General features: G+C 63.8%; 11 protein-coding genes. 6 read left to right on the top strand and 5 right to left on the bottom strand.

Annotation, left to right across the window (positions count from 1 at the left end; genetic code table 11):
• Positions 1-248 precede the first annotated feature (248 nt).
• Positions 249-1,154 (bottom strand): right-handed parallel beta-helix repeat-containing protein, encoded by a 906-nt coding sequence (locus ASE02_RS22085; RefSeq protein ID WP_162257180.1) that lies wholly within the window; start codon positions 1,152-1,154, stop codon positions 249-251.
• 411 nt (positions 1,155-1,565) lie between these two features.
• A complete protein-coding gene (locus tag ASE02_RS14930; protein ID WP_056735321.1) occupies positions 1,566-2,330 on the bottom strand; it encodes a molybdopterin-binding protein in 765 nt (254 codons plus the stop codon).
• 175 nt (positions 2,331-2,505) lie between these two features.
• Between ASE02_RS14930 and sfsA the strand changes: the two genes are divergently transcribed.
• The gene (gene sfsA, locus ASE02_RS14925) at positions 2,506-3,207 is read left to right on the top strand and encodes a DNA/RNA nuclease SfsA (protein ID WP_056735320.1); all 702 of its coding nucleotides are present in this window, start codon (positions 2,506-2,508) and stop codon (positions 3,205-3,207) included.
• Between the two features lie 2 nt (positions 3,208-3,209).
• Here the strand turns inward: sfsA and ASE02_RS14920 are convergent, their stop codons facing one another.
• Positions 3,210-3,854, bottom strand: a complete 645-nt coding sequence (locus ASE02_RS14920; protein WP_162257179.1) for a PEPxxWA-CTERM sorting domain-containing protein — start codon at positions 3,852-3,854, stop codon at positions 3,210-3,212.
• A 273-nt stretch (positions 3,855-4,127) separates the two neighbouring features.
• On the opposite strand from ASE02_RS14920, the gene ASE02_RS14915 reads away from it, so the two are divergent.
• Positions 4,128-5,024: an oxygenase MpaB family protein gene (locus tag ASE02_RS14915; protein WP_082602113.1), complete on the top strand. Its 897-nt coding sequence runs from the start codon at positions 4,128-4,130 to the stop codon at positions 5,022-5,024.
• A gap of 120 nt (positions 5,025-5,144) precedes the next feature.
• The gene (map, locus tag ASE02_RS14910; protein ID WP_056735318.1) at positions 5,145-5,963 is read left to right on the top strand and encodes a type I methionyl aminopeptidase; all 819 of its coding nucleotides are present in this window, start codon (positions 5,145-5,147) and stop codon (positions 5,961-5,963) included.
• Positions 5,964-7,043: 1,080 nt separating this feature from the next.
• Here the strand turns inward: map and ASE02_RS14905 are convergent.
• Together ASE02_RS14905 and ASE02_RS22080 are read right to left on the bottom strand one after the other, a co-directional pair.
• Positions 7,044-7,565, bottom strand: a complete 522-nt coding sequence (locus ASE02_RS14905; protein ID WP_056735317.1) for a hypothetical protein — start codon at positions 7,563-7,565, stop codon at positions 7,044-7,046.
• Between the two features lie 163 nt (positions 7,566-7,728).
• Entirely contained in the window at positions 7,729-7,986 is a 258-nt protein-coding gene (locus ASE02_RS22080) for a helix-turn-helix domain-containing protein (RefSeq protein ID WP_082602112.1), read from the bottom strand.
• Between the two features lie 127 nt (positions 7,987-8,113).
• Between ASE02_RS22080 and ASE02_RS14900 the strand changes: the two genes are divergently transcribed.
• The 3 genes from ASE02_RS14900 to ASE02_RS14890 all read left to right on the top strand — a co-directional run bounded on the left by ASE02_RS14900 (position 8,114) and on the right by ASE02_RS14890 (position 12,814).
• Positions 8,114-8,584, top strand: coding sequence for an RNA polymerase sigma factor (locus tag ASE02_RS14900; protein ID WP_056735316.1), 471 nt, complete (start codon positions 8,114-8,116; stop codon positions 8,582-8,584).
• 16 nt (positions 8,585-8,600) lie between these two features.
• Complete coding sequence (locus ASE02_RS14895; RefSeq protein WP_056735315.1) at positions 8,601-9,596, top strand: FecR family protein; 996 nt, start codon at positions 8,601-8,603, stop codon at positions 9,594-9,596.
• A gap of 137 nt (positions 9,597-9,733) precedes the next feature.
• On the top strand, positions 9,734-12,814 hold the full coding sequence (locus ASE02_RS14890) for a TonB-dependent receptor (protein ID WP_156406074.1): 3,081 nt from the start codon (positions 9,734-9,736) through the stop codon (positions 12,812-12,814).

The following is a 12,814-nucleotide window of genomic DNA, read 5'->3' as shown; positions in this document are numbered from 1 at the left end:
TGCAGCGCAATCGTGTCGCCAGCTTGCGCAACCTTCAGCGCCTGAGCCAGACCCGCGGTACTGTCTACGGTGACGCTAGACAACTGCTCGACCTCCGTTGATCTCGATCAACCTAAAAGATTGGGAGTTAACGCAACCCTCTCGGCAAATTTCGGCGCCGAAACGATTGGAAGCAGCACCATTTTGCGCGCGCCATCCACACCCAGGCCGCTCACCAACCGACTATGCGGCCACATAGCGCGTCGGCTTCACCGCCCTGAGGCTTGCGCGCGCAAAATTCTCGCGCGAGCCTTCATAAACGCCGCCCCCCCGTCCTTCACCGCAGCAAGCTTAGCGTTTCGGACAAGTTGCACGTTGCTCAAATCACTAAATACGAAATCACTCGCCTGATTGTCCCGAACACTCCCCCCCCTCGCGCGCGACACTCTCACCCGACAGCCTTCGTCCGGAAAGGCCAAACAGATGTTGCGAGCGACCTCCACATCCACCCCGCCCCCTATCGTCACGCCATTCCAAGCCCCGCCGATAACGACGTTGTCCAACACCTTCGGGCGGATATAGGGCAAATCCCCCCCGCTCTCATCTCTCAGAAAAACACCCTGCATTGTCAGCCCCGCGCCGCGCTCAATCAAATTGCCCTGAATAACAATATCCTCGGCAGAAACGGTGGTGTTCGTAGTCCAAAACTGGATCGCATCAGGATGGTCTCCCTTCCCATCGGCACGCATTTGCGGATGGAAACTCGAGAAATGATTTCCCAATATTGAAACACGCGACGACCCCCCGCCCCGCACCCCGTCAGAGCGTATGTTGAAGAACTTATTGCCCTTTATACTCACGCTAGCGCTGGCAAGATGGCCAATGCCATGCATTAGATTCTGGAATTCACAATTCTCGACGACGATCTCTCGGCTACGGCGGATCAATATGCCATTCGCATTTTCCTGAGGATCGCCTTGAAAATTAAGCTTTAAGAACCTAAGCCCCCGGCATTCGGCAACAACAACTCCATGCAGTAGAGCTCCTGCTCCAGTTATCGTCACGGTCTTGTCAAAGCTCAGGGAACTAATGATGAAGGCAGGATACATGCCAGGAGCTAAAAAAATTGTCTCGCCCCCCCTCGCAGCTTTCAAGGCGGCTTGGAGTTCACTCACTCCAGTTACTCGCTGCTCGTCGTTTCTGGCCCGACAATCCCCAGGAATTACCACAGGAGCTAGTGCCGCAACGATGAAGCTACGCCGGTCCATATTGCCGCACCACCTCCGACCAGATCAAACTAGATAGCTCCCTGCTGCGCCTTTTCGCGGCATTCCTGGGTCTCGTTGCGAGACCGCGCACCGCCTGGAGCGGATACGACGCAACTGCCCATCATAAATGTTATCGGAAGTCGCACACGGAACCGCCTAAATGAGAGAACTCATTGAAAAATTTAGCCTACTGGGCATGGCATTAGTCATCGTAGCCCTTGTTTTCTACGTCTTCTACATTGGAGCGAGGGACCATCGGCGCGAGCGTCAAGAGGCACTGCAGGCCTCACAAAAGGAACGTACGCCCAATGAGTCGAGTTAGCTTTCGATTTCCCGCACGTTCTCAATCCCCGCGCCCTTCAGCGCCGCGACCAATTCTTCAACCGCGGCAGCCAGCTCGCCTTCATCGCGGCTGCGCAGCACCAGGTTCGAGCCATAGCCGCCGTCGCCGAAGAACGGATAACTGCCCAGCGACATGTCCGGATGGGCCTTGGCCACCGTCTCCAGCGGCAGGGCGATCACACCCTCGCCGGAGCCTTCGACCCGCACGGTCCGCGAGATCGTCACCGCCCCGCCCTTCAGCCGGTGGCCGACGTCCTCCAGCATGCCGCGCATGATGGTCGGCACCCCGGCCAACACGAAGACATTGCCAATCATGAAGCCCGGCGGGCCCTGGACGGGGTTCTTGACCAGCACCCCGCCGACCGGAACCCTCGCCATGCGCCGGCGCGCGGCGTTGGGAGACTCGCCCCAGCGCGCGGCCATCATGGCCAGGATCTCGGGATGCTCCTCCAGCTCCACGCCAAAGGCCGCGGCCACCGCGTCGGCGGTGATGTCGTCATGGGTCGGGCCGATGCCGCCGGTGGTGATGACGTAGTCGTAGCGGCTGCGCAGGGCGTCGAGCGCGGCGACGATCTCCTCGATCTCGTCGCTGACGGTGCGCGCCTCGGCCAAATCCACGCCATGGACGCCCAGGTATTTCGCGATATCGCGCAGGTTGGTGTCCTGCGTGCGGCCCGAGAGGATCTCGTCGCCGATGATCAGAACCCCCGCGGTCACCCGCCCGTCCGCCGAACCCGCCATACGCCTCGCCCGCTTCACAACGCGCCACGCGGCGCCTGTCTTTCGACTAACCCCGCTCGCCGACCGGCCGCAACCGTTCGTTGGCGATCGGGGGCTTGCCGACGCTCTAGGCGGGCTGGCCCTATTCGCAGCGGCCGCTTACATCACCTGCTCTCTGGCCACGCTTGGACGCCAAATGAACTTCCCCCAGCCGCTCACGCGCGGCGTGCTCGTCAGCCGCTACAAGCGCTTCTTCGCCGACGTGGTGTTGGATGACGGGACGCCGGTCACCGCCCACTGTCCCAATCCGGGCGCGATGCTGGGCGTCAACCTGCCGGGCCTGCCGGTCTGGCTCTCGAAATCCGACGATCCCAAGCGCAAGCTCGCCCACACCCTGGAGCTGGTCGAGGCGGACGGCGGACTGGTCGGCGTCAACACCATGCACCCCAACCGCCTGGTCGCCGAGGCGCTGGCCGCCGACGCCATCCCAGAGCTCACCGGCTACGCCACCCACCGGCCCGAGGTGAAGTACGGCCAGGCCTCGCGGGTCGACTTCCTGCTGGAGCACCCAGGCCGCCCGCCCTGCTGGCTGGAGATCAAGAATTGCCATCTCTCCAGGACCAGGGGCCTGGCCGAGTTTCCCGACTGCGTGGCGGCCCGCTCGTCGAAGCACCTGCGCGAACTCGAAGCCATGGCGGCGGCGGGGGACCGCGCCGTGGCGCTGTTCGTCGTTCAGCGCATGGATTGCGAGGCGTTCCAAGCCTGCGCCGAGCTCGATCCGACATTCGCCGCCGCGCTCGACCACGCCGCCGAGGCGGGGGTCGAGGTGCTGGTCTATGCGTGCGAGGTCTCCGCCCACGCGGTCAGGATCGACCGCCCCCTGCCCTGGGCGCGCTGATCTCAGGCCAGCGCGACGCCGCGCCTGCGGCGGCTATCGCGAATGCCCACCCCAGCCAGGCCGAAGCCGAGGATCATCATCGCCCAGGTCGCCGGTTCCGGGACCGCGGCCGTCGTGACGGCCAAGGTGGTGGGGGATGAGAGGTTGAGCTCCACGTCATACTGCCCGGTCGAGTAGTTGTATTTCGCCCAGCGCGCCGAGGTCTCTCCCGACGATCGGGTGTAGGCGTCGGTCAAGTCGAGCGGCGGCGAGACGCCGAACAGACCGATGTAGAAGTAGGTCTGAAAAGCTCCGTCATCGTAGATGCTGAGGTGCTGCACGTCCGCCGTCGATTGCTGCACGCTCCCATAATAGCCGGTGGGAACGTGGCTGATGAGGCCGTTGATCTCCAGATACGCATCGAGCATCACGCCAGGACCATAGGCATGCGCGCCGGTCGGGGTGATGTCGCTCACGCCGCCGTCAGTGTCGTACTTGAACACCGCCTTGAACTGCTCCCCCGCCAGGGAAGATCCGAACATCCCGATCTTGTCGACGCCGCTGCTGACCGTCCCGGTATAGGTGGCGATCATGATCGCCGCCGAGGCGGCTGACCCGCCAAGCATCATCGCCGCCGCGGCGGCGGCCGCGGCCAAACCTGAAGTCAATCGCACAAGTGTTCCCCTAACCCATGGGCGGCCGCATCCGCGCCGCCATCGCCGACAGCCGTCAGCCTTGCGCCACCCGTACTCGAACGCGCGACGGCGGCGGGGTGCACCGACGCGCGGCGACGTGCATCTCGGTGCGACTGCGTTGCGCAGGTTGTATCGCCAGGAAATGCGGCGGGCGGGCGAACCTATCGGTTCCGCTAGCTTGCGGCCGGGGCCTGATCGGCCAATCTGAGGCAGGTGCGCCCGCCGCCTTGGAGGCCAAATCGTCCGATGACCACCAGCGACATCCCAAGCCCAGTCGGCAAGATCATCAGGGATCATGCCGGCTCCCTCCCCACGGTCGACTTCACCCAGCCGGCCGGCGAGGCGGCGCTGGCGGCCCCGGATTCGGTCTCCTGGCAGGTGTTCAAGAACCCGGTCTCGCTGTTCATCGGCGGAACCGCCGCGGTGCTGCTCGAACTGGCCGAGCCGCGGGTGCGCTCAGGGGTCTGGGACCACACCACGTTCCGCACCGATCCCTTACCGCGCATGGCGCGCACGGGCCTGGCCGCCATGGTCACGGTCTATGGGGCCAAATCGACGGCGCAGGCGATGATCGCCGGAGTCGGGCGCATGCACGCCCGGGTCGGCGGCGTCACCCCAGCCGGGCAGGTTTATCAGGCCGCCGACCAGGAGCTGCTCGACTGGGTGCAGGCCACCGCCTCGTTCGGCTTCCTGCAGGCCTACCACGCCTTCGTGCGTCCACTGTCGCTGGCCTACCGCGACCGCTTCTACGCCGAGGCCGCGCCCGCCGCCCGGCTCTATGGCGCCCTGGGCGCCCCCACCTGCGAGGCCGCCCTGGAACAGCAGTTCCAAGCGATGGCCCCGAAACTGGAACGCTCGCAGATCGTCTTCGATTTCCTGGACATCCTGCGCCGCACGCCCGCCGCGCCCGGTCCCCTGCGGCCGCTGCAAGCCCTGCTCATCCGCGCCGGCGTCGAGATCCTGCCGCCGTGGACGCGCGCCCTCCTGGGCCTAGGCGCCCGCTACGGCCTGGCCCCGTGGGAACGCCCCCTGGTCGCCATGGCCGGGCGCGCCGCCGATCGCCTGGTCCTGAAATCAGCGCCGCCGGCCCAGGCCTGCACGCGGCTGGGCCTACCCGCCGCCTATCTCTACCGCCGCCCTTGAGGACGCCGGAGAGGCGGGCGTTGAAGTTTGGTGCTAGGATTGCGACATAAGCCGCCAGCGCCGTCGCCGTCGCCCGCCCGGTCCGTGGGCGACCCGAAGCGCCAGGGAAGAGTTAAGCAGATGACCGACATCCTCGACGCCGAACACCGCACCGGCCAGATCCGCATCCACGACGCCGCCGGCTTCGAGGGCATGCGCGTCGCCGGCAAGCTGGCCGCCGAGTGCCTGGACCTGCTGACCCCGCACGTGGTCCCCGGCGCGGTGACCGAGAAGCTCGACGACATGGCGCGCGAGTTCATCCTCGACCATGGCGCGATCCCGGCCTGCCTGTTCTATCGCGGCTACGGCAAGACCACCTGCATCTCGCCCAACCATATCGTCTGCCATGGCATTCCCGGCGAGCGGGTGCTGCGCGAGGGCGACATCGTCAATATCGACGTCACCGTCATCGTCGACGGCTGGCACGGCGACACCAGCCGCATGTACGGCGTCGGCGAGATCGCGCCGCGCGCCAAGCGCCTGATCGACGTGACCTACGAGTCCATCCAGCGCGGCCTGGACCAGGTGAAGCCCGGCAATCGCACCGGCGATATCGGCCACGCCATCCAGCAGTATGTGGAATCCATGCGCTGCTCGGTGGTGCGCGACTTCTGCGGTCATGGCTTGGGCAAGGTGTTCCACGACGCCCCCAACATCCTGCACTTCGGCCAGAAGGGCACGGGCGAGGTGCTGCAGCCGGGCATGTTCTTCACGATCGAGCCGATGGTGAACCTGGGCAAGCATCCGGTGAAGCTGCTGGCCGACGGCTGGACGGCCGTGACCCGCGACAAGTCGCTCTCGGCCCAGTGCGAGCACTCGATCGGCGTCACCGAGACCGGCTACGAGATCTTCACCGGCTCGCCCACCGGCATCTTCAAGCCGCCCGTCCAGGGCGGCTGAATAGAAAACCTGCAGTTAGCCACGACTAACGTGAACGCTCTCGACTTGGGCCGGCCAGACTTGGCATCGCCGGCTCCAGCCCCGGCTTACCACCGCGCCCGTGGTCCTTTTCGTACGACGATCTTAGCTGCTCGGCGAGTTCCTGCCTTCGGGTTCTAGGCTCCGGCAGCTCACGCAGGAAGGCCATCGCGGCCAACCCGAGAGCTCGCTCTTGAGGCTCCTGCGCTTGGGCGAGGAGCCCAGCTTCGATAACCAATCGCCGTCGATAGTCCCCATGTTTCTGAAGGGCCGCGACTTGGCCTGCTGGTGCCGGTACGCCTGCGAACGCCACAAGCGCCGCATCGACATATGCATTTCGCAGCCTTGAGGGCATCGGCCCGTCTCCCGCCGACCATCGCCCTCGTAGCTTTCGGAGCGGAGTACTATCCCGTCGTAACGTCACCCCCCTCGCCCACCGTGGCGAGGCCTCAGCATCAACCCCCAGACTACGAAGTTCCTGGGCAAACGCCTCCCGCCAGGCCTGCAGAACGCCACGGTTAGGATCGAGTTTTCGGCCGCCTTGGCCAAGGGCATGAACCGTTAGATGGACATGCGGGTGCGGCTGATCTTCATGCAGGACAAACACGTAGGGGCGTTGATCTCCAAAAGTTGACGACGCGAAAGTCGATACGGCTTCGCGAACTCGGTGGGGATCAGCGCCTGCGGGCATCGACAAGATCAATGGCACCGCAATCGACCTCCCACATCCTGCGGCGAGCGCCTCGAAGCTCCAGCGCGACGTCAAATCGCGATTATCTTCCCTGCCGACGGCGCGCTCGCCATCGGGGCCCACTAGGGCCAGCCTGCCAGCTCGGGAAATGTAATCTAGGTGCCGGGCTAGGTTCCGGGCGCCATAAATACGGCCGCTTACCTTGACTATGACTTCAGGTGCCCCCCGCACAATCCGCGCAAGCTGAGACCGGACGACGCGAGAAGGAGCAGTCTCACCCCGAAAACTCCATATCGAGACGCGCGCGCCTCCCCGGAACTCCACGCGTGGGGGATACCCGTCTTCAAAGCCTCTTTCTGTGTGAAGATCGCTCACGGCTCGCCAGCCCAGTAGCTGAAATTGCCTTCGAACGCCTGGCGCAGCGCCTGCATGTTCTGGCCAACCTCGTCAGCCAGAACTGATACTGCGCCGCCATCGGAGGCTAGAGATCCAGCAACGTCCCCTCTCGCCACCTCATTCTCTACCAAGCGGGTCAGAAGGACGCGGATCCTGTGCAGATCCCGATGAGCTTCAACAATCAATATGCGATCGGGCCGTGCGAATTGCGGCCTCCGCGCAAGTTGCGCGCGAACGACAGCGACGATCCATTCGGTACGGGTCATGCCCGCGGCCCGCGCCGCCTGGCTGATCGCGCCGGTGTCATCTTTCCCAAATCGAACATGGATCTGCACCGAACCGGATGGGTGATCCTTACTCGGCTCGATCAGCGGCCCATGAGTCAGACGGCGCTCCAACATCTTGCGCACCAAGCGTGAGCGGCCGGTCGGCCCGAGCGCCGCCTCGTCCAAGCGCGCCAGAATGTCCACCGGAATCTGCAATACAATTCGGGCCATAGAGGCAGGATCACAACGTTCACCATGAGGTCGCAAGCTATACTTCGCGTACATGATGTATATATTCGGCCCGCGTTGGGGCCCACCACTATACAGTGGTTGAGGTCACCAGGGTGTCTCCATCGCCGTATCGACGATTACGCCCCCTCGCCTGTCGGTGGTTTTAAATAGAGAAGTGGCGCGGAAACCGCTTGAGTACCCGTTGAAACAAACCGGCGGCATCTAATTCCAGCGCATGTGCAATTGCACAGAATTCAACGACATCTACTCGCCGCTGCCCTTGCTCAATCTTTGACACAAACGATTGCGGCTTGTTGAGCCGATTGGCGAGCTCAACCTGTGTCACGCCCTGACTTTTCCGAGAGGCGACCAACGTCTCGATGAGGGCGGCATAGGCATCGGTAAAGACCGACTTGGGCATCTGGGGCCATGGCGAAGCGGAGGACGCCGACTCCTCTAGAACCCATTTTAGAATATCCCATAATAGGTTATTGATGGTGGAATCAGCTCTCAACTGAGAGACACCATGGAGAGGCATCAGTTCAAAGATGACCCTTTCAAGCCTATACACCCGCTATGTTGGCTGGTTGACGAACGCCGTGCGCCATCGGTTCGGCCATGAGAGCGTGGACGACGTCGTCCAAGAAACCTACCTTCGGGTAGCGCGTGCGGAAAACTCGGTTGTTCTGCACCCTAAGGCCTACCTGATACGTATCGCCACCAACGTGGTTTACGATCAGGCGCGCCGCGCGGCGGCCCGCGGCGGGCGTTACGCGCTGAACATTGATGACGTAGCGGACGACGCCGCGCTACAGGTCGCCGCCGATCAAGACGCGGCGCTGCTTCTGAAACAATTGATCTTGGGACTTCCGCCGCTCCACCGGAACGTGTTTATATTGAGCCGCTTTGGTGGGCTTTCCTACGAACAGATCGCCGGGCGCCACGGGGTTTCGGTGAAGACGGTCGAGTACCGGATGTCTCGGGCCCTGGCCCTACTGGAAGCCCAGCTTCGCGACTAGGCGAGCCGAGGACGTCATGGCCGAAAAGGTCTCAAAGCCCGAGCGCGCGCGCATGGAAGCGGCGGAATGGTTCGCGCGCCTGAACTCACGCACGATAACAACCCAAGCCATCCTCGACTTCCGCGAATGGCGCAACGACCCTCGAAACGCCGCGGCCTATGCAAGTCTCGACACGCTCTGGCGCGCCGCCAATGGGCTTAGCCGCGACCCTCACATTCAGGACGCGGTCCGCGCGGCGATGGAGCGCCAGGCGAAGGGGCGCAAGCTGAACCTGCCAGATCGCAGGACGACGAGCTTTGGCGTTATCGCGCTGATCGGCCTTTTGACGTTCGGGGCGCTCGGATTTCTCTCGCTCGGGACCAGCTACGCCACTCCGGTCGGCGAGCAGCGTCTAGTCCGGCTGGAGGATGGTTCACGCATCCGGCTCGACACCGACACGCGGCTCAAAGTCCGCTTCACTAAGGGCGAACGACACATCGAACTCGGACGCGGACGCGCGCTCTTTGAGGTCGCCCACGACACCTCGCGCCCCTTTGTCGTCAGCGCCGGCAAGACAGATGTGCGCGCGCTCGGCACCCGTTTTGACGTGCGTCGCGACGACCAAGAGGTGGACGTAACGCTCATCGACGGCAGCGTCCGGGTCGGCGGCGAGGTGGACGGCTCGGCGACATGGACCCTGAAACCCGGCGAACAGCTGACCTTGACGGAGAATCACGCCGCTGCGCAGGCGCGCAAGGTCGACATCTCCGCGGCCACAAGTTGGACCAGTGGGCGGTTGGTGTTTCATTCCGTGCCGCTGGCGAGCGCGCTGGCTGAGGTCAATCGTTACAGTCGCCGTAAGATCGTGCTGGAGGACGCCGAACTCGCCGCGACGCCGGTAACGGGAGTGTTCGACAGCGGCGACACTGAGGCATTTGTCGCTGCTGTGGCCGACCTCTACGATCTGACGCCCGTCCGACGCCAGGATGGCGCGATCCGGCTGACCACCAATCCCAAACGGGCTCCCTCCTAATTCCTGAAAATTAGTATCGCCGCCTATTTAGGGTCGAGCACCTTGTGTCGCGTCCTTCTCCTCAGACCCGCTGCACGGCCAAGACAAGACCGATCACCGAGATCGGCGCCGGCGACGAGGATCGAAGGGGAGACCACGTGAAGCTATCATTTTGTCGCCGCGGCCTGTGTTCCGGGCTCGTAACGCCCAGCCTGCTCGCAGCGCTCGCCACGCCCGTCGCGGCTCTGGCGGCGCCGGCCCAAACCATCAGTTTCAACATTGAGGCCGGACCACTTCACGCCTCGCTCATGACCTTTGCGGCCCAATCCAGGCGCCAGTTGCTTTACAGTCCGCAGTTGGTCGCCAACCATCAAGCTCCGGCCGTACATGGACAGCTGAGCGCCGAGAGCGCGCTGAAACAGCTGCTGTCGGGCTCCGAGCTGATCGCCCGCAGCACCGGGCCCAACACCTTTGTCCTGAGAGCTCGCGCCAAGGCGCCGCCGCCCAAGCAGAACCCCACCAAGCCGGTCGCGGCCTCCGAGCCTGACGGGTTGGCCGAACTGAACGCCTCCACCGCAATCGACGCCGCTACGCCTGGCCGGATTGTCCCTGGCGCGGCGCACATGGTGGATGAGGTCGTCATTACGGGCACGCTTATTCGCGGCGCCAACGCGCCCACCTCCCCGATCGTCATATTCGACCGCGAGGAGATCGATCGCGCCGGACACGCCACCGTGGCCGACATGCTCTCGGCCCTGCCCCAGAATTTTGGCGGCTCGGGCTCGCCTGACACGTCGTTGGTCAGTTCTGACACCCGTCCCACCAACGACACGGTCGCCACGGGGGTCAACCTGCGAGGACTGGGCACTCAGTCGACGCTGGTCCTGGTCAACGGCCGCCGGATGGCCGGAGCTGGTCTGCGGGGGGACTTCGCCGACGTCTCGGCCATTCCGACCGCAGCCATTCAACGCGTGGACGTGCTGCTCGACGGCGCCTCGGCCCTCTACGGCTCCGACGCTGTAGGCGGGGTCGTCAACATCATTCTGCGGCGCGACTTCGAAGGCTTTGAGACCCGTTCCCGGGTCGGACTGGCGACACAGGGCGGCGCTGAAGAAGCGCAGTTCGCGCAAACCTATGGCGCGACCTGGAATAGCGGCAGCCTGCTCGTCGCCTACGAGTTTCACCGCCGCACACGCGTGGCTGGCTCGCAACGGGCTTACACGGCGACCACCGACCTGCGCGCCTTCGGAGGCGAGGATCACCGCCTAGTATTCGGCCATCCCGGCAACATCCTCAATTTCGACGCCGCCACGAACTCATACGCCTCGGCCTACGCTATTCCGACAGGCCAGAACGGGCGCGACCTGAAGCCCAGCGATTTCCTTGCCGGTCAAACCAATCTGCTGAATCAGCGAGCAGATGCCGATCTCTATCCGGAGCAGGATCGCCACAGCGCCTACTTCAACATCAGCCAGGAGCTTGGTGAGCGGGTGCGGTTCAGCGCCGATGCTCGTTTCAGCCGACGTGAGATCGAGCTGCGCCGACCGGCCTCCATCGTCGTCTTCAACGTCACCAGGGCCAACCCCTTTTTCGTTTCACCTAACGGTTCGACCAGCCACACGATCGGCTACTCGTTCGTCGATGAGATAGGCCCAGCCCTCACCACCGGATCTTCCGAAAGCTTGGGATTGTCGGCAGGCCTTGATTTGGACCTTGGACGCGACTGGCGCGGAGAGATCTATGTTTCGCACGCTTCGGAGACCGGGCGACGCCAGGCCGTCAACCTCGCCAACACCCGCTTCCTCAACGAGGCGCTTGGGGTCATTCCCGATGATCCGGCCACGGACTACATCGCCGCGCGGGATGGATACTTCAATCCATTTGGCGACACGGGAGCAAACTCAACCGCGGTGCTCAGCTTCATCGGCAGCGGATATAATCGCACCGTCAGCGCCAGCACGGTGGACGCGATTGAGGCCAAGGTCGACGGGACGCTGCTTCACCTGCCGGGAGGAGACCTGAAGGCAGCGCTGGGCGTGCAGTTCAGGCGCGAGAGTTTTGAGCCGCGAGGGGTCAGTCAAATCAGCCGCGCCACCCCCACCTCGGTCGGTGAGCGCACCTATGAGCGTGATGTGGCCGCCGCCTTCCTCGAGGTGCGCCTGCCACTGGTTGGCCCCGACAATCCGCAACCCTGGGCCAAAGCCCTGGAGGCGTCGATCGCGGGACGCATCGAGCGGTACGACGGTTTTGGCGAGACCGCCAACCCCAAGATTGGGCTGCTATGGGCGCCGACATCAACAGTACGCCTGCGAGCGAGCTATGGAACCTCGTTTCGCGCGCCTAACCTGACCGAGGTCAACGACATCGAGTCGATTAGTCCAACCTTCCTGCCCAATGGCCCGACCCAGAGCCTGGTGATCATCCAGTCAGGCGGCAACCGCGACCTGGAGCCTGAGGAGGCGACATCCTTCACCGCCGGTGTCGACTATACCTCGCAGGCGCTTCCCAATCTGACGCTGAGCGCCAGTTGGTTCGATATCAAATTCTCGCGCCAGATTGGGCAGCCGGTTGTTGGTGACACCGCCAACGCCCTTAGCAACCCAGCCTATGCTCCATTCGTGCGTCGGCTCAACGCGACCAATCCCACCGACCTTGCCTTCGTGAAGGCTCTGATCGCCAGATCCACCAACGCCCAGATCGGCCTCTTTGCGCCAGAGTCCTTTGGTGCCGTAGTCGATAGCCGCTTCGTCAACTCCGCGGAGGTCCGGGTTCGCGGCATTGATCTCCTGGCCGCGTACCACCACGATTTTGGCGCCGACCGGTTGGACCTAACCGGCAGTCTCTCCTATCTCGTCGACTTCAAGCGCCGGTTCACCCCGTCAGCCGGACCGGCGCAACTCCTCGACACCCCCGGACAGCCGGTCGATCTGCGCGGCAGGCTCTCGGGCACTTGGACCCGCGACGCGCTCAGCGTCATGGCCGCAGCGAACTATGTCGACAACTACCACGATCGGTTGGGGCAAGAGATCGACGCCTGGACGACCGTGGACGTTCAGCTGCGTTGGAGCCCGAACACTGACAGCGGCCTGCGCAACGGCCTGACCCTCGCCCTCAACGTCCAGAACCTGTTCGACGCCGATCCTCCCTTCTACGACTCCACAGCCGGCATTGGTTACGACGCCGCAAATGCAGATCCGCTCGGTCGGTTCATCTCTCTCCAACTGACCAAGCGTTGGTAG

Origin of the sequence: Phenylobacterium sp. Root700, from assembly GCF_001429025.1 — a bacterium.
Classification (GTDB): Bacteria; Pseudomonadota; Alphaproteobacteria; order Caulobacterales; family Caulobacteraceae; genus Phenylobacterium.
The sequence above is the reverse complement of the archived record's forward strand: the minus strand, read 5'-3'. Positions and strand labels throughout refer to the sequence as shown.